This is a genomic window from Streptomyces sp. NPDC059743 (genome assembly GCF_042732975.1).
Classification (GTDB): domain Bacteria; phylum Actinomycetota; class Actinomycetes; order Streptomycetales; family Streptomycetaceae; genus Streptomyces.
The window spans coordinates 115378-140421 of sequence record NZ_JBHWGS010000001.1 but is presented as its reverse complement, the minus strand read 5'-3'; the positions used below and the strand labels follow the sequence as shown (position 1 = coordinate 140421).

At 70.6% G+C, this 25044-nt stretch carries 22 protein-coding genes; 9 read left to right on the top strand and 13 right to left on the bottom strand.

All coding sequences use genetic code 11. The annotated features are described in order from the left end of the window. Positions 1-59: 59 nt before the first annotated feature. The 7 genes from ACFV6H_RS00635 to ACFV6H_RS00605 all read right to left on the bottom strand — a co-directional run bounded on the left by ACFV6H_RS00635 (position 60) and on the right by ACFV6H_RS00605 (position 10563). Complete coding sequence (locus ACFV6H_RS00635; RefSeq protein ID WP_385536823.1) at positions 60-1466, bottom strand: aKG-HExxH-type peptide beta-hydroxylase; 1407 nt, start codon at positions 1464-1466, stop codon at positions 60-62. After that, the gene (locus ACFV6H_RS00630; RefSeq protein ID WP_385536820.1) at positions 1463-2695 is read right to left on the bottom strand and encodes an FxsB family cyclophane-forming radical SAM/SPASM peptide maturase; all 1233 of its coding nucleotides are present in this window, start codon (positions 2693-2695) and stop codon (positions 1463-1465) included. The genes ACFV6H_RS00635 and ACFV6H_RS00630 overlap by 4 nt, the downstream gene beginning before the upstream one ends. A 204-nt stretch (positions 2696-2899) precedes the next feature. After that, complete coding sequence (gene fxsA, locus ACFV6H_RS00625; RefSeq protein WP_385536817.1) at positions 2900-3172, bottom strand: FxSxx-COOH cyclophane-containing RiPP peptide; 273 nt, start codon at positions 3170-3172, stop codon at positions 2900-2902. A gap of 37 nt (positions 3173-3209) precedes the next feature. Next, a complete protein-coding gene (locus ACFV6H_RS00620) occupies positions 3210-6647 on the bottom strand; it encodes an SAV_2336 N-terminal domain-related protein (protein ID WP_385536814.1) in 3438 nt (1145 codons plus the stop codon). Between the two features lie 7 nt (positions 6648-6654). Then, positions 6655-7734, bottom strand: a complete 1080-nt coding sequence (locus tag ACFV6H_RS00615) for an AAA family ATPase (protein WP_385536811.1) — start codon at positions 7732-7734, stop codon at positions 6655-6657. A gap of 181 nt (positions 7735-7915) precedes the next feature. Continuing rightward, positions 7916-10018, bottom strand: coding sequence for a trypsin-like peptidase domain-containing protein (locus ACFV6H_RS00610; RefSeq protein ID WP_385536808.1), 2103 nt, complete (start codon positions 10016-10018; stop codon positions 7916-7918). Further along, positions 10015-10563: a CU044_2847 family protein gene (locus ACFV6H_RS00605; RefSeq protein WP_385536805.1), complete on the bottom strand. Its 549-nt coding sequence runs from the start codon at positions 10561-10563 to the stop codon at positions 10015-10017. Before ACFV6H_RS00605 ends, ACFV6H_RS00610 begins: the two co-directional genes overlap by 4 nt. A gap of 171 nt (positions 10564-10734) precedes the next feature. On the opposite strand from ACFV6H_RS00605, the gene ACFV6H_RS00600 reads away from it, so the two are divergent. Next, positions 10735-10926, top strand: coding sequence for a DUF6104 family protein (locus ACFV6H_RS00600; RefSeq protein ID WP_384976144.1), 192 nt, complete (start codon positions 10735-10737; stop codon positions 10924-10926). Here ACFV6H_RS00600 and ACFV6H_RS00595 read toward each other — a convergent pair. After that, positions 10838-11740 (bottom strand): hypothetical protein, encoded by a 903-nt coding sequence (locus tag ACFV6H_RS00595; RefSeq protein WP_385536802.1) that lies wholly within the window; start codon positions 11738-11740, stop codon positions 10838-10840. The two genes, ACFV6H_RS00600 and ACFV6H_RS00595, sit on opposite strands and share 89 nt — an antisense overlap. Before the next feature lie 166 nt (positions 11741-11906). On the opposite strand from ACFV6H_RS00595, the gene ACFV6H_RS00590 reads away from it, so the two are divergent. Together ACFV6H_RS00590 and ACFV6H_RS00585 are read left to right on the top strand one after the other, a co-directional pair. Further along, positions 11907-12830: a DUF4097 domain-containing protein gene (locus ACFV6H_RS00590; RefSeq protein WP_385536798.1), complete on the top strand. Its 924-nt coding sequence runs from the start codon at positions 11907-11909 to the stop codon at positions 12828-12830. A gap of 1 nt (position 12831) precedes the next feature. Continuing rightward, complete coding sequence (locus ACFV6H_RS00585; RefSeq protein ID WP_385536795.1) at positions 12832-13803, top strand: helix-turn-helix transcriptional regulator; 972 nt, start codon at positions 12832-12834, stop codon at positions 13801-13803. Positions 13804-14014: 211 nt separating this feature from the next. Here the strand turns inward: ACFV6H_RS00585 and ACFV6H_RS00580 are convergent, their stop codons facing one another. Further along, the gene (locus ACFV6H_RS00580; protein ID WP_385536792.1) at positions 14015-14773 is read right to left on the bottom strand and encodes a GntR family transcriptional regulator; all 759 of its coding nucleotides are present in this window, start codon (positions 14771-14773) and stop codon (positions 14015-14017) included. 295 nt (positions 14774-15068) lie between these two features. Between ACFV6H_RS00580 and ACFV6H_RS00575 the strand changes: the two genes are divergently transcribed. The 3 genes from ACFV6H_RS00575 (at position 15069) to ACFV6H_RS00565 (ending at position 18246) form a co-directional block, all read left to right on the top strand. Beyond that, positions 15069-15614: a hypothetical protein gene (locus tag ACFV6H_RS00575; protein ID WP_385536789.1), complete on the top strand. Its 546-nt coding sequence runs from the start codon at positions 15069-15071 to the stop codon at positions 15612-15614. Between the two features lie 425 nt (positions 15615-16039). Beyond that, positions 16040-16963: an SAM-dependent methyltransferase gene (locus ACFV6H_RS00570; RefSeq protein WP_385536786.1), complete on the top strand. Its 924-nt coding sequence runs from the start codon at positions 16040-16042 to the stop codon at positions 16961-16963. Then, positions 16960-18246, top strand: a complete 1287-nt coding sequence (locus ACFV6H_RS00565) for a hypothetical protein (RefSeq protein ID WP_385536783.1) — start codon at positions 16960-16962, stop codon at positions 18244-18246. The genes ACFV6H_RS00570 and ACFV6H_RS00565 overlap by 4 nt, the downstream gene beginning before the upstream one ends. 68 nt (positions 18247-18314) lie before the next feature. Here the strand turns inward: ACFV6H_RS00565 and ACFV6H_RS00560 are convergent, their stop codons facing one another. The 4 genes from ACFV6H_RS00560 to ACFV6H_RS00545 all read right to left on the bottom strand — a co-directional run bounded on the left by ACFV6H_RS00560 (position 18315) and on the right by ACFV6H_RS00545 (position 21550). Further along, a complete protein-coding gene (locus ACFV6H_RS00560; RefSeq protein ID WP_385536780.1) occupies positions 18315-18899 on the bottom strand; it encodes a Clp protease N-terminal domain-containing protein in 585 nt (194 codons plus the stop codon). Further along, a complete protein-coding gene (locus ACFV6H_RS00555) occupies positions 18899-19108 on the bottom strand; it encodes a helix-turn-helix domain-containing protein (protein WP_384784116.1) in 210 nt (69 codons plus the stop codon). The genes ACFV6H_RS00560 and ACFV6H_RS00555 overlap by 1 nt, the downstream gene beginning before the upstream one ends. A 61-nt stretch (positions 19109-19169) precedes the next feature. Next, positions 19170-20132 carry a zinc-binding dehydrogenase gene (locus ACFV6H_RS00550; protein WP_384784114.1) on the bottom strand — a complete coding sequence of 321 codons (963 nt, stop codon included), beginning with the start codon at positions 20130-20132 and terminating at the stop codon, positions 19170-19172. Positions 20133-20293: 161 nt separating this feature from the next. Then, positions 20294-21550 (bottom strand): NADP-dependent malic enzyme, encoded by a 1257-nt coding sequence (locus ACFV6H_RS00545; RefSeq protein WP_385536775.1) that lies wholly within the window; start codon positions 21548-21550, stop codon positions 20294-20296. Between the two features lie 531 nt (positions 21551-22081). Here ACFV6H_RS00545 and ACFV6H_RS00540 point away from each other — a divergent pair. The 3 genes from ACFV6H_RS00540 to ACFV6H_RS00530 all read left to right on the top strand — a co-directional run bounded on the left by ACFV6H_RS00540 (position 22082) and on the right by ACFV6H_RS00530 (position 24978). Next, positions 22082-23047, top strand: coding sequence for an ABC transporter substrate-binding protein (locus ACFV6H_RS00540; RefSeq protein ID WP_385536772.1), 966 nt, complete (start codon positions 22082-22084; stop codon positions 23045-23047). Positions 23048-23212: 165 nt separating this feature from the next. Continuing rightward, positions 23213-24175 (top strand): amino acid ABC transporter permease, encoded by a 963-nt coding sequence (locus tag ACFV6H_RS00535; protein ID WP_384976162.1) that lies wholly within the window; start codon positions 23213-23215, stop codon positions 24173-24175. A gap of 35 nt (positions 24176-24210) precedes the next feature. Next, positions 24211-24978 (top strand): amino acid ABC transporter ATP-binding protein, encoded by a 768-nt coding sequence (locus tag ACFV6H_RS00530; RefSeq protein ID WP_384784297.1) that lies wholly within the window; start codon positions 24211-24213, stop codon positions 24976-24978. Positions 24979-25044: the final 66 nt, after the last annotated feature.

Sequence of the window (25044 nt, the reverse complement as noted above, 5' to 3'; positions counted from 1 at the left end):
GTCATACGCCCTTTTAACATACCCCGGAGCGCCCTGATTCCATCCTCGTGCGCGCCGCTTCACGTTCCGTTCCTTTGGCGCCAGATCATCCGCGCGGTACGTACATATGCCACCGCCCGGGTGAGATGGCCGGGCGGCGGAGGAGTGTCCGCCAGCCGGTGGTAGACCGAGATCATCTCGTTGACGAGTACGCGGCCCTCCGGTGTCAGCGCTCCGGATCCGGCCAGCGCCGGCAGGACCGCGCCGACCTGTTCGCGGCAGCGGGCGTGCTCGGCCCAGGCCAGATCGCGGTGGGAGAGCCGCTCGGCGCCGAGCGCGAAGCGCTGCCAGTAGTCGGCGAGCGCGAGGTGCGAGTACGCGCCCTGGAGCAGTCCGTCGAAGGGCCGGGCGTCGGAGCGCCAGGGAGCGAAGTGCCGTGGCGTCGCGTCCTCGTGGTGCAGCGGGACGAGGGCGGCGAGCGCGGCGAGTTTGGTGTGCTGGAGCTCATGGACCAGCATGGACGCGAAGAAGGCGGCGGTGGCCGGGCGGCTGCTGAGAACCGCGCCGAACGCCTCGCGCCGGGTGCCGCTGGTGTGTGCCGCTCCCTCGCCGGTGGGCGCGGCGCCGGGCGGCGGCGCGAGCGGGACCACACAGTGCAGCAGGGCCGCCGCCTCGGCGGGACGGTGCGGTCCGCCGATCCGGAGCAGTGGCTCCACTCCGGCCCAGGACCGGGCCCAGGTCGTACGGTCGTCGTCGCCGAGGCTGGTGACGGCGGACAGACCGTGGCGCTCCAGGCCGCTGCCCGCCGTGCGGTACGGATCGAGGTCGTCCAGCGGTACGGGCGCGGCTCCGGGCCGTACGGCGGGCAGCGTGAGCACGGGCAGCCAGCGCGGATCGTCGGCGCGCGCGCCCTCGGCCGTGATCCGTACGGTGACGGGCGCGGCGCCTTTCTGACAGAGCGTCAGGCGCTCTTCCGCCAGCTCGGCGTCGACCGGCGCGGGCGGGCCCGGCTCGGTGCGCAGCGCGCCGAGCGTCGGCAGCGCGAGCAGCCCGTCGTGGGCGGTCAGCCGGGCGGTGAAGGGCAGCCGGGCGCGGATCGCGGCGGCGGCGGCGAGCGCGCTGAAGTGATCGAGATCGGCGCGGAGTTCGGGCGCGGGCACGCGGCCGGTGGCGGTGAGACCGGTGGCGGTGAGGCCGCGCAGACAGCTCTGCGCCCAGGGGCCCGCGAGTGGATAGAGCAGCACGGCCCGTACGGCGGCCCGGTCGGCGCGCTCGGCGGCCTCCAGCAGCGCCCAGTCCTGGCGCAGCCGGTCGAGCGCCTCGGGCGGACAGAGGGCGGGCGGTGCGGCCTCGGCGGCGTCGAGCAGGGCGCGCAGCAGGACCAGACGGCGGGTGTGCTGGTCGCGTACGAGCAGTCCGAGGGCCTCGGATCCGCCTTCGGTACGGCCGAGTTCACGCAGTACGGTCTCCGGAACGGCGAGGCTCACCGAGGACCTCCCGCGTGCGCCACGGCCGTTGCCGCCGATGCTGGTGCCTTCGATGCCGGTGCCGGTGCCGTCGTCGCCGTCGCTTCGGTGAGCCTGGCCGCCACATGGCGGATCAGCCGCTCCAGATCGGCGCAGTACACGGAGGGATGGCTGAAGCCGTCTCCCGCGCGGTAGCGATGCGCGTAGTTGCCGCCGCCGCAGACGGTGAGCAGCGGACAGCTCCGGCAGCCGGCCGCGAGCGCCGCCGCACCCGACTGCCGGGCGGCGACTCCGGGATGGCTCAGGGCCTCGTCGAAGGAGTGGCGGAAGATGTCGAGTCCGGTGGCGGCGGCCGTGTCGTAGGCGGACTTGAGCGAGTCGACCTGCTCGATGGCGCCGTCGGTCTCGACCACGACGGCGTTGACGGGATCGAGCCCGAGGGACTCGGTGGCGCCGGGCAGTCCCAGCAGCAGGGCGAGACACTCCTCGAAGAGCCGGATCCTGGTCTCCCGGCGGCCCGCCGACCACCAGCGGTCGAAGACCGCGCTCAGCCAGTCGCCGTACGGAGTCGGGCGGTTGACGCCAGGGCCGTGGCGGCGCGGGTCCATGGCGGGCAGACCGGGCGGCGGCACGGTCCAGTTGCCGTGCGGCAGCAGCAGATCGAGCGCGGGCGGGCCCAGTTCCAGCAGCGATTCGTACATCTCGACCGGCTCGGTCCGTGGATCGACCACGGTGAGGATGCCCGCGTACGCCTCGGGATGGTGCGCCGCGAGCAGCCGCGTACCGCGCACGGCGGCGGGCCAGGACGGGCGGCCCGCGTGGTCGGTGCGGAGTGTGTTGTGCGCGGGCCGGCCGCCGTCCAGGCTGACACCGACGCGTATGGAGTGCCGGGCGAGCGTGGCGATCCGGCGCTCGGTGAGCAGCGTGGCGTTGGTCTGTACGGTCGCGTGGACCGTACGCTCCCGGCCCGCCCGTTCGCGTACGAGACCGGCGAAGGCGGCCAGCCGTCCCGCGCCCGCGAGCAGCGGCTCACCGCCGTGCAGCACGAGGGCGAGTTCGCTCAGCGCGTGCGCGTCCGCGTGCTCGGCGATCCGGGTGGCGGCGCGGTCCAGGACCTCGGGCGCGGCTGCGGCGGGACGGTCGCGCCAGGTCCGGTCGGGGCCCTCGTACAGATAGCAGTAGCGGCAGGCGAGATTGCACCGGCCGTGCACCTTGACGATGAACTGCCCGAAGGGCACGGGAACCCCCATGAGGTACGGCGTCTGGGCAGCCGTGGCCGCCTGTCCGGGACAGCCGCGGGCGCCTGCGGACAACAACCTGGGGCCTGTCCGGCCGAGGTGTGGTTCCCGGGATGACCGGGCAGGCAAACCCATGGCGGCGAGGTTGTCCATTTCAGCGGTGTCCCGGACCGAAACGGTGTGCGAGGACCTTCTCAGGGCGTGCGAAATCCCTTCTCAGAAAGCGTTGGTGAAGCCCCACAGCATTTCGCGTGGCTGCTCCGCCCTGCCCCGCAGATCCGCCACCACCTCGGCCAGTACCGGGTGGTCCAGTGTCCGTAGTGTCTCCAGGTCCAGTGCCAGCAGATCGGGCAGCTCGCCGCCGCCGACCGCCGTCCCGTCGATCGCCGTCCCGCCGTTCAACGCCCGGTCGCTCAGCGCCCGGTCGTCCAGCGCTCCGTCCTCCGCCGTCCTGGCCGCGTCCGCCGCGGCGTACGTCACGTCGCTCATCGCATTCTCCCCGTAGCCCTGTCGTGGAGCGCCCGGCTCAGCGCTCCAGCTCGGCCAGTCGCTCCATGGTCGATCCGGCCGTCCCACCGCCGCCGTCCGGCAGCTTGCGCCATTCCGTACGGGCCGCCCGGTATGCCTCACGCGCGGCCCTGGGCCGTCCGGCCCTCTCGTATGTCATACCCCGCCAGTGGTACGCCTCAGCACGCAACGCGACGGCTTGAAGGCGCAGTTGTGGACTCTCCAGCTCCTCTTCCGCCGTCCTCGCCGCGTCCGCCGCGTCCCGGAACGCCTCGGCCGCGTCGTCCAGCCGGGCCGGCCGGTGCAGCGTCCGGTACGCGTCGAGATGCGAGCGCCCGAGCTCCAGCCAGCAGCGGGCCTCGGTCAGCGGTTCGTTCGCCTCCTGGGCCGCGAGACCGAAGAGATGCTCGGCCTCCCGCAGATCCACCCGGTCGTCGTTGATCCGGTGCCGCAGCATCAGCGCCCGGCCCAGCATCAGCAGCCGCTCCGCCTGGCGCGCGGTACCCGTCACCGTCTCCGTACGGCAGTCGCGCAGCACCCGTACCGCCGCGCCGGTGTACGGCGCTCCGTCCGGCAGTTCGGCGCGGTGCAGCAGCGCGGCGCCCCATTCGGCGAGCAGATCCGCGTGGGCGCGGGAGTCACGGGCGGTGCCGCGTGCCGCGCGGGCGAAGCACTCGGCGGCCTCTTCGAGATCGGCCGGATCGCCGGAGCGTTCGTACCGCGCCACGCGCACCCGTCCCGCGCGCGCCCTGAGCGAGGCGAGCAGCCGCTCGTCCCGTACCGTCGCCAGCGACTGTTCGATCAAGGTCCCGGCCTCCTCAAGTCCCTCGCCGGACCGCAGCAGGGCGTCCACCAGATCCAGCAGGATCCTGGCCTGCGTGGACACGGTGTGCGCTCCCGAGCCCGGCGCGAGGGCCTTGCGCAGCGAGCGCGCGGCCTGGGTCGCGTACACCTGGGCCTGTTCGATGTCGCCTGTCGCGCCGGAGAGCCGCAGCAGCGTGCGGCCGTGGGCCAGAGGCAGCCCGGCGGGACGGTTCTCCTGGTCGGGCCAGACGTCGGCGAAGGCCTCCAGCATGCCGATCGCGCCATGGAGCAGCGCGGTGTCACCGCCGAGCCGCCACTGCGCCTCCAGCGCGCGCACCCGCTCCAGAGTGAGCCGCAGCGCCTCGCCGGGCTCCAGACCGGGTGCCGCGAAGGCGTACTCACGGTCGGCGCGGCGCAGCAGCTCCAGCGCGCCCGGCCGGTCGCCACGCCGGCGCCGGTCGTCGGCCGCCGCGTGCAACACCTGGGCCAGCACGGCCCGTTCGCGTACGGCCCGTGGATGCGCGGCGGCCCGCTCGGCCGCCCTTATGGCTTCGCGCAGCAGCTCGCCGCCGCCCTGGACCTCCCACAGCCGCAGCAGACAGCGGGCGGTCTCGGCCCACAGCTCGGGATCGGCGGCGCCCGGTGCCTCGCGCTCGGTGGCACCGCGGAGCTGCTGTACGGCATCGATCAGATACTGGACCATCCCGTCCGACTCGAACTTGCGCAGCAGGTCACGGGCGCTCTCCACCGCGGCGTTGGTGGTCCGGTCCTCGGGCCCCGGCCCGCCCGTGTCGCCGTCGGTGAACTGCTCCGGCAGCGGCATGAAGCGCTCCAGCACCCGGGCCGCCACCTCGGCGAAGGGATGCGGGACCCGCTGTCCGTCCGCGCCCGGCTCACCGTTCTCACCGGTGTCCATGCCGTCGGTGCCATGGACGCCGAACGGGCCGTCGTCGTCCGGGCCGCCGTGCGGAAAGAGCGGGCCGTGGCTGCCGTCGCCGAGCTGGGCGAGCGCCAGCGCCGGGAAGTTCGGTCCGCCTCTGCCGAACCGCTGCTCTATGTACTCCGAGCAGTGCTTGAGCACAAGCATCGCCTCGTCCCGCCCGAGCGGTCCGAGCAGTGCCTCCTGCACTCCGGGAGCGAACTCGTACCACGGCCCGTCCTCCGCGCTGTCGCTCTTGGCGCGCGAGAGCAGCCCGCTGAGCAGCACCTCGGCGAGCTCCGAGGGACCGGAGTCGGGCAGCATCGTGCGCTGGACGAGCTGCATCACCGGCAGATAGAGCGGAGCCGCCGCGAGATAGACGGCGAGCTGTCCCGCGACCGGCGAGGCCGCCGAGCGGAACCGGCTGACGAGCTGGAGCGAGGACATCCGGTCGCCGGGACGCGGCGGAGGCGCGGCGGGATGGTCGGCGCGCACCCAGCCGACCGCGCCGGAGATCCGGCCCGCGCCGGTGCCCGAGAGCAGCCGGGCCCACGCGCCGAGCGCGCCCGCGACCGGCGGCAGTACGGGAATGGCAAGGGCGCCCGGATGCGCCGCCTGGCTCGCCGCCGTCTCGTCACCGACCTTCAGTACGGCGGCTCCCGCGAGCCCTTCGCCCCGGGAGAGCACACCGTAGGTGACGGGCAGCCGGGTGCGGTTCCACATGCGCTGCGGCAGCGGCTGGATGACGGCGGTGGGAGCCTGGCGGCCGAGCTGGTGCAGCAGCCGGTGGGCGCGTCCGCTGTGCCAGAGCGGTCCGGCGCAGTCGCTGACGACCACGGTGACACGGCGTCCGGTCGGATCGCTGAGCCGGTCGGCGGAGCTGAGCGGCGCGGCGGCCGGATCCGGGCTCCTGCTGACGGCGGGCGCTCCGTCGGGGCCCTGGTGCAGATAGCGCACCTGGACATCCCGGAAGGCACCCAACTGGGCGAAGATCTGCTGGAGTTCGCCGAAGAGCCGCTCCCACACCCGCATGGACGACGAGGTGTCCATGACGAACTGGAGGAGTGCGTCCGCCCGGGACACCCCGCGGAACACCGGGATGATCAGCCCGCCGGCACGGGCGCTGAGTTCAACGGTCGCCACCTCGTCAAGGGTACGGCGCAATGGCGGCGCGGCCGGACGGTACCGCTGGAGCGGGCGCAGGGCGCGCTGGAGCTCCAGCGGCGCGGGCAGCGCGGGCGCGGCGGGCACACCGAGCGTGAGCGCGGCGGACGCGCCGCCCGACCGGGTGCGCGGCCCGTCGTCGCGAGGGACGGGATGGAGCGCGATCCGCCGGTCGGGATCCGGGAGTTCGGGCCGCGGGAGCGGCTCGTCCGCCGGGCCGTCCTCGCCCGTACGGTCCTGCTCGCCCGGCCGGGTGACGGACAGCGGTCCGGAGTCCGTCGGCTCGGAACCGGCGCGCGTGTCGCCCGCCGTGCCCTCGGTGTGTTCGGCGTCCTCGCTTGAGGGCCGGCCGCTCCGGCCGCCGCTGGTCTGCTGGGCCAGCCAGATGGCGTCGCAGAGTTGTTCGGCGTCGGGATCGAGACCGGCCTCGCGCAGCCGGGCGACGAGCGCGGTGAGCAGCGCGCCGTCGTAGGGTGGCCGGCTCCCGGCCGCGGGAGGCCGCTCCGGGGCATGCCCGCGTCCCGGTTCCGGCTCGCTGTCCGGGCCGTGCCGTACCGTGACGTCGGGCATCAGCGCATCACCTCGGCCGGTCGAGTCGCTGGATGAGCAGGTCGGCGAGCCGGTCCCGGCCTGCCGGGGCGGCGGCGTCGGTGAGATAAATGGCGTTCAGAAGCTGGTCGGTGGAGATCAGTTCGCTGCGCGAGCGCTCCAGGAAGTGGGCGATGAGATCGTCGCCCGCGCGTGCCGCCTCGTCGCCGAGATGGGCCCGTACGAAGGTGGCGAGCCGCTGGTGGTCCGGGCGGCCCAGTTCGAGATGGATACAGCGGCGCATCAGCGGCGCCGGGAAGTCGCGCTCGCCGTTGCTGGTGAGGACGACGAACGGGAAGGCCTTGCACTGCACCCGGCCGCCCTTCACCTTCACCTTCGTACCGTCGTCGGTGAGCACCTCGGCCTCGCCGTCGGGCAGCCGGTCGGCGATGCGCTCCAGCTCCGGTATGCCGAACTCGCCCTCCTCCAGCACATTGAGCAGATCGTTCGGCAGGTCGATGTCGCTCTTGTCGAGCTCGTCGATGAGGAGGACGCGCGGCAGCGTGGAGGGCAGCAGGGCGGTGCCGAGCGGGCCGAGACGGATATAGCTGCCGATGTCCGCCGACGGATCCTGGTACCGCGCGCCGCCCGAGCCACCCGCACCACCCGTACCGCCCGCACCACTGGCACCACTCGTACCGTCCAGCTCCGACGAGGCGCGGTGCGCGGCGAGCTGCACATCCTGGAGCCGGGCGATCGCGTCGTAGTGGTAGAGCCCGTCCAGCAGCGTGGAGCGGCTGACGATGGGCCAGCGCAGCACGCGGCCGAGCCCCAGCTCATGGGCGACCGAGTGGGCCAGGGTGCTCTTGCCCGCGCCGGGACTCCCGGTGACCAGCAGCGGACGCCTCAGATAGAGCGCGGCGTTGATCATCTCCAGCTCTTCCGCGCCCGGCCGGTGCAGCTCCGCCTCGTGCCGGTAGCCGCCGAGCCGGCGGTCCGCGGAGCCGTTCGACGAGGTGTCGTCACCGCCCGCGAAGTCCCGCCAGGGCGGTGGCGGCGGAAGCTGGTTGATGCCTCCGTGCGGTTCGCCGGCCCCTCGGTAGATGAGCCACTCGCCGGGTTCACTCATCACGTGTTCCTCATCGTCACTCGTCCGCCTGGGCGGTCTCGGGCAGTCGGGAGGGCAGCCGGAAGGGCAGCCGGAAGGGCCGGACGCGCATCGCCGCAAGGACAACGTGCATCACCGTAGCGATCCGCCGCCGCGCCCGTAAGAGGACCGATAGGCCCTGAACGTCCGTCCGCGAGGCCGTTCACGGCGCCTCCAGGAGCTGTCCCGATCCGGGCAGAGGGTGGTGCGGGTCGTCGTAGTAGAGCGCCACGCCGTCCGACCAGAACATCTCCGTACGGCCCGCGCGCACTCCGCGTCTCAGCTCCTGGATCCTGCGCGGGAGCTGATCGGCGGTCCCTGCCTCGGCGACGGTGTCCAGCGCGCGGCGGTGGAAATCCGCGCAGACCATGCCCGGCCGGTCCTCGCCACGGCGCAGCAGGGCGATATGGAAGCCGCCCTGCACCACCCGGCCCAGCCCGGCCGCGGTCTCGCCGTCCGGCCGGTCGCCGTACCGGCAGAGCACCGGCACGGTCTCGTACGCCAGCGCCCGCAGATCCTCCTCCGTCGGTACGGGTACCCGCAGTCCGTCCTCGCAGTCGATGATCTCGCCGCGCATCGCCACGCTCCAGGTGCGGTTCCACCGGGCCCGGTGCTCACGCGTCTCGTCCTCCGAGAGCGGCGGACCGGGATTCGAGCAGCGGACCACCACCGGGCGTACGGTGCCGAGCGGCGGCTCGTCGGGCGACAGCTGCCAGCGGTCGACCTCCAGACCGAGCTGCGCCTGGACGACGGCGACCTGGAGCACGGCCGGGCTGTCCGGTTCGTCGCACCGCCGGAACGCCTCGGCCAGCGGCGCGGTGAGCCTGGCCGGCAGATCCTTGGCCACCGTGCCCCGGCTGTCCTCCTTGACGGGCACCACCTCGCCGGTGTGCCGGGCGACACCGACGCGCCAGTCGTAGCTGTCCCGCTCCCAGCCGCGCGGCTCCAGCTCCAGCAGGACGAAGGAGCCCTCGCCCTCCACGGGCCGCTCTCCGTACGCCGGCGACGCGCGCCGCTGCGCGCGGTCGGTGCGGTAGCGGGCCGCGGACCAGAGCTGGGTGATCTCGTTGCGGAACTCGCGCGAGAGCCGGTCGTCGGCGATCCACTTCACCCAGTTCCACAGCGCCTCCTCGGCCGCCGCCGTGGAGTGGGTGACGTACGGGCGCTCGGCGGAGATGACGCTCATGCAGTAGCGCAGGACCAGTTCGAGCGCGGCCTCGCCGCCTCTGGTCTCGTACAGCGCGCCGAGCCCGTCCCGCCAGCTCCGCGGCGCCGGATAGCGGTCGACCGAGTGCACGTTCGGCAGGCGGACCAGCAGATCGAGCAGGCTGCGGGTGGAGACCGGCGGCGGCAGCTCGGCGAGTCTGCCGAGCAGGATGATGCGCTGCTGCGGAGTGAGCGCGCGGTCGGCGCCCGCGCCGAGTCCGCTCTGGACATCGGCCCAGGTGCGGCCGGTGCCCACCCGGTTGGTGTGGCGGTCCGCGTGATAGCGGTCATGGGCATGGAACACGGCCTGGTAGTCGTCGTCCGACTCGGCCGTGGCCATCGTGGCGGGCACGGGCAGCGAACGGAGCTGCTCGATACCGATCGAGGTGCCGCCGAGGCCGCCGACGAGCTGCGACTTGAGCACACCGACCACCTCGCCGCGCGCCGGATCGATGGCGGGCCCGCCGGAGATCCCCGGCGGCAGCAGATCGCCGCCGAGCCGGATCTGCTCGTCCGGATCGCCCCAGCCGCCGAGCGTGCCCTGCACGGTGCAGTAGCCGCTGAGCCGCTTGAGCCGGCCGCCCACGTCCGTCCAGCCGGAGTAGAGCACCTGCCCGCCGCCGAAGAAGGCCGCGGGCCGCTCTGTGACATACACACAGGGATGCTCGACCGGCCGGCGGAGCCTGATGAGCGCCAGATCGGGTCCCGGCCAGCTCCCGGGCGTACCGAACGAGCGTGCCGCGAGCGCGTCGCGCGGCGGCTCGGGAAGTGCCGCGACCACGGAGCCCTGCACCGACGACTCGCCCTCGCCGCTGCCGGGGCCGATCTCGAAGACCACGGTCACCTCCCGCCCCTCCCCCTGCATCGCCACATGGGCGCAAGTGAGCACCCAGCTCGGGGCGATGAAGAAGCCGCTCCCCAGGAAGCCGCCTGGTTCTTCAGAGGGATACCCGGGCACCGGGCCATGGATGCGCACGGTCGCCGCCGCGACGAGGTCCTTGAGCGCACGCTGGGTCTCGCCCGAGGCGCCCGGCGCACCCCGGCCGAACCCGTCGATCACGGTCCGCTCCCGGCCGGAGGCGTGAGCCCGCCCGGATGCGCCGGTGCGCCCGGTGGTGCGCCCCCGGGCGCCTCCCCGTCGGACTGCGGCCCTCCGGAGGGCGTGCCGGGCGCAGTGCCGGACGGTGTCCCGGGCGGCGTGCCCGTGGACGGTGCCACGGCCTGCGGAGGTACGAGCGGCGGCGCCGACAGATCGGGCGGTCCGCCGTTGTTCCAGGTGAGGGTCACCTTGATCGCCCCCTTGGCCTCGCCGTCCGCGAGGAGTCCCACGACCTTGCCGGACTTGGCGGTCAGTTCGATACCGAACTCGATGCTGACCTCGTCGGGCCGCACCGCCCTCAGCGGTCCCGCCAGCGACCGCGCGACGCTGGTGACCACTCCGTTCAGACTCTCCACCCGCGCCTGCACCTGCTCGGCGAATCCCGTGTCCGAGTAGGTCAGGCCGCCGGAGGGCCGCCTCAGCTCCTCGGCACCCGAGATCCGTGCCCAGACGGGCGTGCCGTCCGGCATCTCGATGCGGGTGATACGGACCTCTCCGTCCTCCATGACGCCCCCGTTCCCCCAATTCCCCGCAGGTTAACGGCAGTACGGAGCCGAAGCGAGGCAATGGAGGAGGACGGCGATTCGCCGCCGCCCGGTTCCCGGCGGGCCCGGACGGCCGGGAGACCGGGCCCACGGCCACCGCACCGCCCTTCACCAGGCATTAGGCTGTTCGCCATGTACTTCACCGACCGTGGGATCGAGGAACTGGAGAAGCGGCGCGGCGAGGAGGAGGTCACTTTCGAGTGGCTGGCCGAGCAGCTCCGTACGTTCGTCGACCTCAATCCCGACTTCGAGGTGCCGGTCGAACGGCTGGCGACATGGCTGGCCCGGCTGGACGACGAGGACGAGGACGACGAGAACGGGTGAACACCTCGCACGGTCCGGCGCGCAGCCGGTCGTACGCGAGCGTCAGCATCCCTTGCGCGATCAGCAGGGCACCGGCGAAGGCCCAGCCGGCGCTGTGGCGGCGCGCCGCCCAGAGTGTGAGCGGGACACCGGCCGCGAGCTGGCCCGCACCGGCCAGCCGGGCCCGTGGTCCGCGCAGCCAGGGCCCGAGCGGCCCGTCCTCCACGACGTCCAGCTCGGCCCGTACGGTGTCGCGCCAGCCCGCCCACTCCACCTGCTCGGCGCCCGGCTGGACACGCGCCACCTCGCGCAGCCGGTCGGCCGGTTCACCGGGACCGAGCCCGACCGGGAGCACGACACCGGCCCGGGAGAGATACGCGGCGAAGGCGAGCAGCCGGTCCCGGGAGTCGGCCTCAGGGTCCTGACGCGTCAGCGGTTCCAGGGCCGGCAGGTCCAGTACGGGATCGAGACCGAGACGGGCCGTGAACGTACGCATCGCCTCGTCCTCGCCCACCGGTGTGCCGTCCGCCAGCCAGATGTAGCCGACCGTGCGCCGGAAGCCGGCCGCCAGGGTGTATCCGGCGCGGTCCGCGTCCCACCACAGCGCGAGCACCGGCCAGTTGACGCCCACGGCGAGCGCGGTGGCCCAGCCCGCGACCACCCGGTCGACCGGTTCGCCGTCGTCCCGCCAGGGCTTGCCCTCGGGCACCAGTACGCTCCAGCCGGGGCCCGCCGGGACGAGCAGCAGCCGTTCACGGAGCAGATGGGCGGCGGGCCGTACCACCACCGGCTCGGCCCGGCAGAGCAGCAGAGCCCCCACGGAAGTCGCGTTCATGCTCTTACGCTAGGACACTTCGCCCGGATATGAGCGCTATGCCCGTTCGAAGCCCTTGAGGTTCCTCCGGGTTCGGCCACCCGGCCTTGACTTCCCAGGACCGCGATATATCGTGTTTCTCAGGAGACGCGATATGTTGCGTCAAGGCAGGCCGGGAGGTCGCACCATGGCAGAGTCGACATGGGAAGTCAGCGGGCCGACGAAGCTCACCTTCGACGATCCGGTGACGGCGCTCCATGTGCGTATCGTCAACGGGACGGTGAATGTCGTCGGCTCGGACGATCCCGTACTGAACGAGCAGGGCGGCGCCCGGCTGGAGATCTCCGGTGTCGAGGGACCGCCGCTGACCGTGACACGGAGCGGTTCCACGCTCACCGTGGCCTACGAGGATCTGCCCTGGAAGAACTTCCTCAAGTGGCTCGACCGCAGAGGCCGGCGCCGCAGCGCCGTCGTCTCCCTCGCCGTCCCGTCGGGCGCGGCGGTGGAGGTCGGAGTGGTCGGGGCCGGGGCCGTGGTCTCCGGGATCCGCGGGCGGACGGAGGTGCGCGGAGTCAGCGGTGACACCACGCTCGTGGGACTGTCGGGCGAGGTCCGCGCCGAGACCGTCTCCGGGAGTCTGGAGGCGCAGGCCGTCACCGGAGACCTCCGCTTCACCTCGGTCTCGGGCGATCTGACGGTGGTGGAGGGCGCGGGCTCCTCCGTACGGGCCGAATCGGTCAGCGGCGACATGGTCGTCGATCTCGATCCGGGCGACCGGCCCACGGACATCAAGCTGTCGTCGGTCTCCGGCGAGGTCGCGATCCGGCTGCCGCATCCCGCGGACGCGAAGGTCGAGGCGAACACGGCGAGCGGCAAGGTGTCCAACGCGTTCGAGGACCTCCGGGTCAGCGGGCAGTGGGGCGCCAAGCGGATCACCGGCACGCTGGGGGCGGGCACGGGCACACTCAGGGCGACAACGGTGTCGGGATCGATCGCGCTGCTGAGAAGGCCGCCGATGGAGTACGAACCGGCCGACGGGGTACGGGCCGACGCGGTGCCGACCGATGCGGTACCGACCAACGCGGTACCGACCGACGCGAAGGAGTTCTGACATGGCCCCGGTCTTCGCCCATGGCCGACTCCGGCTCTATCTGCTCAAGCTCCTCGACGAGGCGCCACGCCACGGGTACGAGGTGATCCGGCTGCTGGAGGAGCGCTTCCAGGGCCTGTACGCGCCGTCCGCCGGCACCGTCTATCCCAGGCTGGCCAAGCTGGAGGCCGAGGGCCTGGTCACGCATGCCACCGAGGGCGGGCGCAAGGTCTACTCGATCACCGACGCGGGCCGCGCCGAACTGGCGGGCCGCAGCGGCGAGCTGGCCGATCTGGAGCTGGAGATCCGCGAGTCGGTCTCCGAACTGGCCGCGGAGATCCGCGATGACGTACGGGGCGCGGCGGGACAGCTGCGCAACGAGATGCGCGCGGCGGCCTCCGAGACCCGTAAGGGCGGCGGCACGCGGACGGACTGGGACACGGCGTTCACGGACAGCGAGTCGTGGCGCGAGGCCAAGGAGGAGCTGAAGCGCGCGAAGCAGGAGTGGAAGGAACAGGCCCGGCGCGCGAAGGACGAGTCCCGCCGGGCCCGCGAGGACGCACAGCAGGCGCGCCGCCAGGCCAAGGAGGCCCAGGAGACGGCCCGTCAGGAGATGCAGCGGATCGCGAAGCAGGTCCAGGACCAGGTACAGGACCACTTCCTGCGCGGCGACTGGCCCACGGGCGTACGGGAGGGCCTGTCGGAACTGGCGGGCCAACTGGGCGGCCTGACATGGGGCACCAAGTCCGACCCCACGGAACGCGAGACTGCCGAGCCCAAGGAGCCGCTCCAGGATCCCGCCTGGGCCAAGGACACCCCGGAGACCGGCGATCCGGCCCGCGATCTGGACCGTCTCCTGGACCGCTTCCGCGACGACATCCGCGACGCGGCCCGCGACCACGGCGTAACCCCCACCCAACTGTCCGCGGCCCGCCGCCACTTGTCCACAGCGGCAGCCCACATCAGCGCGGTCCTGCGCATGCCGGAAGCCTGACGAGCGCGTAAGAGCAGGCTCCGCCCGCGCCGACCGAGCCCTGGGAACGCCCGGCCCCGGTCGGGCGTGGCCGGGGTCGCGCGGGTGCTCGGCGCCGCGGTGGCGGCCACACTGCCCCCGGCACCGACGCCCGGCGCCGCCGCTGATCCGGATCTGCGTCTGGCGCTGGAGGCCCATAGCCCCGGGGCAGTAGCCGTCCACCCGCAGCCGCTCAGGCGTCGAAGTCGTACTCAAGTACGTACGAAGCGGAGTCGAGCGTCATCTCATTGACCTCGACCGGTCGGCCCTCGGCCGTGAATGCCGTACGGCAGACGAGCACGACAGGCGTACCCGCAGACAGGCTCAGCCGGTTCACCTCGTCCTGGGACGGCATGCGGGAGCGAATCTCTTCCCTGAAGCGCGCGGGCTCGAAGCCGAGTTCGGCGAGACGCGCATAGGTTCCGCCGGGACCGGTGTCCTCCCGGGTGATGGCCGAGCCCGCGACAAGGGCGGCGGGCAGGAAGCTGGTGGCCAGCAGGACCGGCTTGCCCTCCAGGACATAGCGCCGGTTCCGTACGCACACGGCGTCGCCCGGGTCGATGCCGAGAACCCTGGCGATCCGTTCCGGGGCAGGCTCTTCGGTCACACCGAGCTGGTCGACAACGAGTGGCCGGTCCTCGGTGTCCGTCGACCAGATCGAGCGCCCCTCGCCCCACCGGTCACCCGACAACCGCTCGACGCCGCGTCGCCTCAGCGGACGGAACGACCGGACGAACACCCCCGCGCCCTTGCGGGACTCGGCGATTCCCTCGCTCTGGAGCACCCCCAGCGCCTGCCGGGCGGTCATCCGCGCCACGCCATAAGCGGCCATCAGGTCGTTCTCGCCCGGCAACCGCGCCCCCGGCCCGTACTCCCCCGTCCGAACCGCGTCCCGAAGCGCATCCGCGATGCGCTGGTACTTCGGCCGACGGTCATCGCCCTCGGTCACCATGCGTAAACCTCCTGCCTCTTCTCTAGACACCCTAATTCACGCCCGCGCCAGCGCACTTCGACGGCCCGTCGGGCAGGAGTGACCTAGCATCTCTAGACATATTGATTGACATCTCTAGAGACGTAGGCTTCACTCAAGGTGCCTGGAGAGGTTGCCGCACAAGACAGGGCGGCCTCACGAGTGGGGAGGTCCCATGCCGTCATCAAGGGCCAACGCATCGACCGCAGCCGCGTTCAGCGGGCCTGCGACCGCAGTTCCGTACATCGCCAGATGGAGTGCGGAACAGGCGCCCCGCATGCGCGTTGTCGCACGCGGCAGAGGTATCGGCTACGCGGACGAGCGACCGTACGACCGCGACACCGATGGTGTGCTCTGGACCCGTGTCCCCTCACTGCCCGGCAAAGGCCGGCCCGAGTTCGGCAAGGTGCACGCCCTACGGCAGCGACGGGCCATGAGCGAACTGCTCTGCCAGATCTGCGCCCGGCCCGCCGACCGCAACGCCGAGGGCGTCCTCTGGATCATGGGTGAAGACCCGGACCACCCCGGCTCCTGGCCCGCCGACCTCACCACAACCCATCCTCCCCTGTGCGCGCCCTGTGCCCTCAACTCCGTGCGGGCCTGCCCCCATCTGCGCAGTCAGTACGCCGTACTCCGAGTCCGCACCTGCACTCCGGCAGGCGTACAGGGCGCGCTCTACCGTCCCGGGTACCCCGACCCGGTCCCGGTGGACGCCACGGGAGTGTCCTTCGACGACCCGCTCATCCACTGGGTCCGAGCCGGACAACTCGTCATGCGCCTGCACGACTACACGGTCACCGATCTCGAACCCGGATGCGCGTGAACCCCTCCCGGGTGAAACAGGAGACAAGCGCCGGCAGTGCGGCATCAGGGGGACTCGTCTCGTAACGGATGTCCGTGAGGGGGCAAGCCCCCGCCCCGGCCCCCTTACGGCTGCAGCGCCACCTTCCCTGGACAGGTCCGCGGCGCTCCAGTTGGCATCGGCCGACAGGACGGCGGGGCTGGTTGGGCTGGTTGGGCTGGTGACGCGCCATACCCCCTCCTGTTCACTGCTCTCGGACGGATTCCGGCCGATTTACATAAGGCGCAAGCGCGTTCAACGCGTACACGATCGATCACGTCGAGCCCCTGTCCCGACCGGCCGGACGGATGTCTGATGGGCTTAGGCCCACACGGTGCCGCGGGCGGCTCCGAAAGCATTACCCAGCTCGAGCCGCTGCTACGAAACTGCCTTCCCGAAGGACGCTCATGAGGACCGGCACTGCAGAGATGCCTTACGAAATCGTCCGTGGCCCTGTGGCCGACCCGTATCAGGCACGGGTCATAGAGACCTATGCCGACGACCCGCAGCTCTGGCAAGCCGTGATCGGCCCTGCCTTGTGGTTCCAGTTCGGCGTCTATGCCCCGCCCGAGAGGGCTGCCAATGCCGATTCTCCTGAGTCATTGGACGCCTCGGGGCGCCGCCATCTCGAACGGCAGCTGGACATCGCAGGAGTGGACATCTCTGGGACACGGAGGGGACGATTCCTCGATGTCGGATTCGGCTGGGGCACAGCGCTGGAGTATCTCGCCCGCCGCTTCCCCGACGGCCCCAGGCTGGACGGCGTCAACATCAGCCCCGCCCAGACCCAGTACGCCGCCCGCCGTCTCTCGGACCTGTCCCTGGCCGACCGCGTGAATCTGTACCTGTGCAACGCCCAAGATCTGTGGCTCTTGCCCGATCCCGGGCAACCCTACGATCTGGTCCTCCTGCGGGGGAGCATCACCCACTTCTCCGCCGGGGCCCTGGACGCGACCCTGCGTGCCCTGGCATCCCGGATGGCCATAGGTGGAAAACTGATCATTTCTGAAAGCCTGTACAACATTCCGCTCGACGTATACACCTCCGCCGTGCCCGACGATGAAGACCGGCTGGCCTGCGGACACCGCAAAACCCTGAACCTTCTGGTCGACGCCCTGATGAGGAACTCCTTCATACTCCAGGATGCGCGAAAACTCCCCACCGACGAGGACGTCATCCACTGGCTGCGGGCTGTGCGGTCCAACATCGAGCAAATTCTCCCGAGCGGAATCCCCAAACCGCTCAAAGAACTCCGGGACACAGCAATCAACTTGACAGCAGCCCTGCGCGAGAACACCTATTCCGTCTACAGCATCATCGCGAGCCGTTGACCGCAACCATCCGCCCGATCGGCTCACAGATGATCCGAGAAGAGGTTGAGAGGCGCATGAAGTCCCAAGGAGAGCAGACTCCAAAGCCCCAGGTATCCGACGCACCCGCCGCTCGGTACGAGAATACGGCTCCGGCTGTCAACCCACCCGCGGGCATCGTGCCCACCGTCGCCCCTGTGGGGCTGTATATGCCGACGATGTACTGTCCCATTACTCTGCACCTCCACCCCGGAGCGGACGAGGCCGACGCGCATACCGAAGCCTGGCTCGACCAGTACGGGCTCTACAGTGACACGACGCAACGCGCACGACTTCTCTCCACGCGATGCGGACGCCTCGCCGCCCACATGGCGCCTTTCTGCCCTTCGCCGGAACTCCTCAACGTCCATGCCGACTACTGCACTTGGGCATTTGCCTTCGATGACGAATTCTGCGACGAAGGGCCCATCCGTTTCCACCCTGCCGAGCAGACCGAGGCGTTCAACCGTATGCTGCGCGCCATCGAGGTGGTCGAGTACCCCATCGATCCCGATGACAACTACTCAAGCGCTCTCCGTGACATCAGAATCCGGCTGGACACCTTTGCCTCTCCAGCTCAAGGGGATCGCTTCGTTGAATGGATGCGCGGCTACTTCATGATCGAGTTGTGGAAGTCGGGCAACGCGGCACGCGGCATCCTGCCCAACCTCGACGACTATGCTGTTGCACGTCTCTATGGAGGCGGAGGTATGGTGTTCTCCCAGCTCCCGGCCTCTTACGAGGACCTCATGCTCGACCCTCGCACCGTGGCTCGACGTGACGTTCGCGCTCTGCTGGAGGCAGCGTCAACCCTCGTCTGCTGGGACTCCGACCTACTCGCCTTCGCGAAGGAACGCGAGCGAACCTCTGACGGAAACAACCTGATTGACATCATCGCGAACGAATTCGAGCTCCCACTCCAGGAGGCGATCAACACCGCGATGGATCTGCGCAACCGCGTCATGTGCTTCTACTTGAGACTGGGAAAGGCGCTACGGGAAGATACAAATCCCGAACTCCACCGTTACAGCATACTCTTGGACCAGTACGTACGCGGATTCCTGGAATGGGCTCTGGAAGCCTCCACTCAACATCGGTATCTCCGTTCGGACGGCACCCTTCCCTTCACATTCGAAGGATGGACGACGGATTCCCTTCCGGAGGAAGCAACCGAACCCGTAGCCATCCCATCCATCGCCTGGTGGTGGCAGCACGATCCCGTCAACCCTCAGAAAATATCTCGTGCGGTGAGTTCCGCGAACTGAACCGGGTGACCAGCATCGCCCGCCGTGCCTCGTCAGGGGCGGGCGGTTGGGAACGGGACTGGCGCCCGTCAGCCGGTGGCCGGGAGGTCGGGCGGGAGCGCGGCGGTGGACATCGTCCGTTCCAGCGTCGTATACGTCGCGCCGTGGGCCGCCAGGACCTCCGATACGACGCCCGGGCGCGCCGCCAGGGCCAGGAGGAGGTGTTCGTCGCCGATGTGGCGGTCGCCGCGGCCCACTGCGATGCGCAGGGACCTCTCCAGCGCGCGCTTGGCGCCCGGGGCGAAGGGCCGGTGGCCTGACCACCAGCGCCTCGGGCGGCCGGTCGTCTCGCCCGCACGCAGCGCGCCCTCGCCGTGCGTCTCCTCGACCGTCGAGACGATCCGGCCCACATCGATCCCGATATCGGCCAGCGCGTCGGCGTCCGCCTTCGACAGGCCGCCGTGCCTGCGGGCGTCCGCCAGGGCCTGTTCGACGGCGGCGCGGCGGTCCCGTATCCCGACCGCGGCGAACGCGAAGGACGCGCGCGTACCTTCCTGGTCGAGCAGAGCGAGCAGCATGTGCTCCTCGGTGACCGAGTCCGCCGCCATGCGCTCGGAGTGGCCGACCGCGCCGGTGACCACACCTCGGGCGCCCTCGGTGAACCGTTCGAACATCACTGCCTCCCGTGCTTCTTGTGCGCAGCCTGCCGGCTGACGCCCAGCACATCCGCGATCTCCTGCCACGACCAGCCCTGTTCGCGGGCGCTGCGCACCTGTACGGCTTCGAGCCGCTCCAGCAGCCGCCGCAGCGCGGCGACCGCCCTCAGCCCGACCCGTGGGTCGCGGTCGCCCGCCCGCTCGGCGAGATCCGTTGCTTCGGTCATGGTGTCAATCTACGTTGACAGACAGGGCGTGTCAATCAAAGTTGACACTTGCGCCGGGGCTTTACGGCGTCAGCACGACCTTCCCGAACAGATCGCCCGCCGCCATCCGTTCGAATCCCTCCCGCGCCCGGTCCAGCGGCAGCACCGCGTCGATCACCGGACGTACTCCCTTCGTCGCGCAGAACGCGAGCAGATCCTCCAGCTCGTCCTTGGTGCCCATCGTCGAGCCGACGACCTTCAGCTCCAGGAAGAAGATCCGGGTCAGTTCGGCGTGCGCCGGCCGGTCGCCGCTCGTGGCGCCCGAGATCACCAGCGTGCCGCCGCGCCGCAGACACTTGACGGAGTGCGACCAGGTCGCCGCGCCGACCGTCTCGATCACCGCGTCCACGCGGTGCGGCAGTCTCGCGCCCGGCTCGAACGCCTCCAGCGCGCCCAGTCCGACCGCGCGCGCCCGCTTGGCCGCGTCGCGGCTGGTGGCGTACACCCGTAGGCCCGCCGCGCTGCCGAGGGCGATCGCGGCGGTGGCGACGCCGCCGCCCGCGCCCTGGACGAGCACCGAATCCCCGGGCCGTACACCGGCGTTGGTGAAGAGCATCCGGTACGCGGTGAGCCAGGCGGTGGGCAGACAGGCGGCCTCTTCGAAGGTGAGCCCGGCGGGCTTGGGCAGTACGTTCCACACCGGCACGGTGACCTGCTCGGCGAAGGTGCCCTGGTAGTGCTCGGTGAGGATCGAGCCGGTCTCGCGCGGCCCGACGCCATGGCCGGTCTGCCCGATGACGGAGTGCACGACGACCTCGTTGCCGTCCTCGTCGAGCCCGGCCGCGTCGCAGCCGAGGATCATCGGGAGCCTCTCGGCCGGCAGCCCGACACCACGCAGCGACCAGAGGTCGTGGTGGTTGAGGGAGGCGGCCTTCACCGTGACGGTGGTCCAGCCGGGCCGTACCTCGGGCGCCGGGCGCTCGCCCAGCTCAAGGGCGCTGAGCGGATCGTTGAAGTCGGTACGCGCTGCGTAGGCGGCAAACATGGCCCCGACATTAGAGCGACCGGGCCGCGCACCGGAACCGCCACGGCCTGTGACGCGGGCCGCGCCGTACCCCGTTCAGGAGCAAAAGGGAGTACGACACGGCCCGTACGAATCCGAAACCGAAACCGACTGTCGACGCGGCCAGTTCAGCTCACCTCAGCTCACCGCCGCGCCACGCCCTCCGCCCGCGCCGCCGCGGCCACCGCCGCCGTCACGGACGGCGCGACCCGCTCGTCGAACGGCGACGGGATCACATAGTCCGCCGCGAGTTCGTCACCGACGACATCCGCGAGCGCGTTCGCCGCGGCGAGCTTCATGCCCTCGGTGATCCGGGACGCCCGCACCTGGAGCGCTCCCGCGAAGATTCCCGGGAAGGCCAGCACATTGTTGATCTGGTTCGGAAAGTCGCTGCGCCCGGTCGCCACGACCGACGCGTACTGGTGCGCGATGTCGGGATGGACCTCGGGATTCGGGTTGGCCATCGCGAAGACGAACGCTCCGGGCGCCATCGAGGCGATCGCCGGCTCCGGCACCGTACCGCCGGACACGCCGATGAAGACATCCGCGCCGGAGAGCGCGGACTCCAGCGAGCCGGAGAGCCGGGCCCGGTTGGTCAGCCCGGCGAGCTCCCGCTTGACATCGGTCAGATCGCCGCGGTCCGGGCTGACGAGGCCCTTGCGGTCGGCCACGGCGACATCGCCGATGCCCGCCTCCAGCAGGAACTTGGCGATGGCGACACCGGCCGCGCCCGCACCCGAGATCACGGCGCGCAGCTCGCCCAGGGCGCGCCCGGTCAGCTTCGCCGCGTTCCGCAGGGCGGCGAGCGTCACGATGGCCGTGCCGTGCTGGTCGTCGTGGAAGACCGGGATGTCCAGCCGCTCCTGGAGCCTGCGCTCGATCTCGAAGCAGCGCGGCGCCGAGATGTCCTCCAGGTTGACTCCGCCGAAGGAGGGCGCGAGCCGTACGACGGTCTCGATGATCTCGTCCGTGTCGGTGGTGCCGAGCGCCAGCGGCACCGCGTCCACACCACCGAACTGCTTGAACAGGATCGCCTTGCCCTCCATCACGGGGAGCGAGGCCTCGGGCCCGATGTCGCCGAGGCCGAGCACCGCCGTACCGTCCGTCACGACGGCGACGACCTGCGACTTCCAGGTGTAGTCATGGACCAGCTCGGGCCGGTCCGCGATGGCGCTGCACACCTTGGCGACGCCGGGTGTGTACGCGAGGGACAGATCGTCCTTGTCCCGGATCGGCACCGTCGCCCGGATGGCCATCTTGCCGCCGCGGTGCAGCGCGAAGGCCGGATCGAATGCCTGGTCGGCGTCGATGCCCGTGCCGGCGTCGGCATCCCTGCCGGCATAGCTGCCGACATCGCTGCCGGTGTCGGTGCTGCGAGGATTCACGATCTCCGCTGCCATGTGGTGGTAACCCCTTACGTCTTCATCGGTTGAGGGTGGCCGCTCCTGGTTGAGGAGGGGTGGGTGGGCACCGCGTCCGCGCCCCGCGAGGGCGGTTGACCTGCCCGGCGGAGTCCGTACGGACGCGCGGGCGCGCCGCACACGCGCCCTGGGCCCCGGATGAGGGGTGTGATCGTCCTTCTTACCCGACGGACCTCCGCGTCCACGAGTCCATATGGCCGCGGCGACACGGCCCATGGCCGCGCCTGCCGAGCATCTCCGACATCTCTCACATATGGCATGGATCATGACGGGGAACGGCAATGAACCGGAGATCCTCCGGCCGGAAGAAGGCATTCCAACAGAAGGTCCGGTCTTGCGGTACCGCCATGTTGGGGGTGGGGGGTGTCCCGTTACCCGATTTTGACATGCTCGGCCCCCTGAATGGGCCAGTCCGAATGGCAGGATGCCCTAATCACAAATGGTCGCGGCACTCGAAGACGCGTGCCCGGCCACTTGGCAGCTTTCCCTCACCGCCGGAGGATCCTGATCATGATCGCACGCACCACCCGCCGTACGACCGCCGCGAGGTCCCGCATCGCCACGGCCGGCGCGATCGCGGTCGCCGGCGCACTGCTGCTGCTGACCGCCTGCGGCGACCAGACGGACAGCGGCAACGGAGGCCCGAAGACCTCCGAGACGAACAAGGCGCCGCTCTTCGACCAGCTTCCCAAGGCGATCCAGGACAAGGGCAAGATCAAGGTCGGTTCGGACATCGCGTACCCGCCGATCGAGTTCAAGGACGAGTCCGGCAAGACGGTGGGCTTCGACCCGGACCTCGCGGACGCGATGGGCAAGCAGCTCGGGGTGACGTTCGAGTTCGAGAACGGCACCTTCGACACCCTGCTCACCGGTCTGCGCTCCAAGCGGTACGACATCGCCATGTCGGCCATGACGGACACCGCGGACCGGCAGAACGGCGTGGACGGCGACACCGGCAAGAAGGTCGGCGAGGGCGTCGACTTCGTCGACTACTTCACCGCCGGTGTCTCGATCTACACCAAGAAGGGCGACGACAAGGGCATCGCCGCCTGGTCGGACCTCTGCGGCAAGAAGATGGTCGTCCAGCGCAACACCGTCTCGCACGATCTGGCCAAGGCCGAGAGCGAGAAGTGTACGCAGGCCGGCAAGGGCAAGATCACGCTGGAGGCCTTCGACAACGACCTGGAGGCCCAGACCCGGCTGCGCGGCGGCGGCGCCGACGCCGGCTCCAGCGACTTCCCGGTCGCCGCGTACGCCGTGAAGACCTCGGGCGGCGGCAATGACTTCCAGCTCGTGGGCGAGCAGGTCGAGGCCGCTCCGTACGGCATCGCCGTGGCCAAGGGCAACGAGCTGTCGAAGGCGCTGCTGGCCGCCCTGGACGCGGTCATCAAGAACGGTGAGTACGGCAAGATCGTCGCCAAGTGGGGTGTCGAGGCGGGCGCTGTGACGGAAGCCAAGCTGAACGGCGGATCCTGAGCCCGTCCGCACACGGCTCAGGAACGGCTTCGGCGTCGGCTCCGGCTCCGGCTCCGGCTCCGGCTCCGGCTCCGGCTCCGGCGTGAGCGTCGGCGTCGGCGTCGGAACACGGCTCCGAAACACAGCCTCGGAACACGGCCGCGAAGGCTCTGAAAGGCGACATCCGTGACGGTTGACATCCACAAGTCGGACGGCCCGCAGGAGGGCCCCAAGGACGGCCCGGGCGACGCGGCGCCCGTCGCACCGGAATCCATCAAGGCGATTCCGGTGCGGCACTACGGGCGGTACGTGTCCGCGGTCGTCGCGATCGGCGTACTGGTCGCGCTCGTCTACGCGTTCGCGCAGGCCGATGTGAACTGGGGTGCCCTCCCCGACTACTTCTTCGACGGCCAGATCCTGACGGGCGTCAAGAACACCGTGGTCATCACGGTGCTGGCGATGCTGCTCGGCGTCGTGCTGGGCATCGTCCTGGCGGTGATGCGGCTGTCGAAGAACCCGGTGACCTCCGCCATCGCGTGGTTCTACATCTGGTTCTTCCGCGGCACACCGGTCTATGTGCAACTCCTGGTCTGGTTCAACCTGGGCATCGTCTTCGAGTACATCAACCTCGGCCCGATCTACAAGGACGAGTGGTCCTCGTTCATGACTCCGTTCCTCTGCGCGCTGCTGGGCCTCGGGCTCAACGAGGCGGCGTACATGGCGGAGATCTGCCGGGCCGGCCTCCAGTCGGTCGACGAGGGCCAGACGGAGGCGGCGCACGCGCTGGGCATGAGCCATGGCAAGACGCTGCGCCGGATCGTCGTACCGCAGGCGATGCGGGTGATCGTGCCGCCCACCGGCAACGAGGTCATCAATATGCTGAAGACCTCGTCGCTGGCGGTGGCCGTGCAGTACACGGAGCTGCTGCGGGCGACCCAGAACGTCTCGCAGACCTCGGGCGCCACGGTCGAGATGCTCTTCCTCGCCGCCGTCTGGTACATGATCCTGACCTCGGTGCTCAGCATCGGCCAGTACTACCTGGAGCGTTACTACGCGCGTGGTTCGAGCCGCAGCCTGCCGCCGACACCGTTCCAGCGCATCCGCGTCAATCTGTTCTCCCTCGGCCGGCCCAAGGGAGGCGTGGCATGACCCGGACGGTGAAGGACACGGTGAAGGACAGCGGCATGAACGGGACGCCGATGGTGCGGGCCGAGGGCGTCCACAAGTCCTTCGGTGCCGCGCACATCCTCAAGGGCATCGATCTGGAGGTCGCGCCGCGCGAGGTCTTCTGTCTGATCGGGCCCTCCGGCTCGGGCAAGTCGACCTTCCTACGGTGCATCAACCATCTGGAGAAGATCAACGCAGGCCGGCTGTCGGTCGACGGCGAGCTGGTCGGCTACCGCCAGAAGGGCGACAAGCTGTACGAGCTGAAGGACAGCGAGGTCGCCAGAAAGCGCCGGGACATCGGCATGGTCTTCCAGCGCTTCAATCTCTTTCCGCATATGACGGCGATCGAGAACATCATGGAGGCACCGGTCCAGGTCGCCGGTGAGACCAGGGCCGTGGCCCGCGCCCGTGCCGAGCGGCTGCTCGACCGGGTCGGTCTGGCCGACAAGGCCGGCCACTATCCCTCGCAGCTCTCCGGCGGCCAGCAGCAGCGGGTGGCGATCGCCCGCGCGCTGGCGATGGAGCCGAAGCTGATGCTCTTCGACGAGCCGACCTCGGCGCTCGACCCGGAGCTGGTGGGCGATGTCCTCGACGTCATGCGGGATCTGGCCCAGGACGGTATGACGATGATCGTGGTCACCCATGAGATGGGCTTCGCCCGCGAGGTCGGTGACGCCCTGGTGTTCATGGACGACGGTGTGGTGGTCGAATCCGGCCATCCGCGCGAGGTCCTGACGAACCCTCAGCACGATCGGACGAAGTCGTTCCTGTCGAAGGTGCTGTAACGGAAGGTGCCGTAACGAGAGCGATGGCCGGGGCGGCGGCGGGGGCGGTACGGACGATTCCGTACC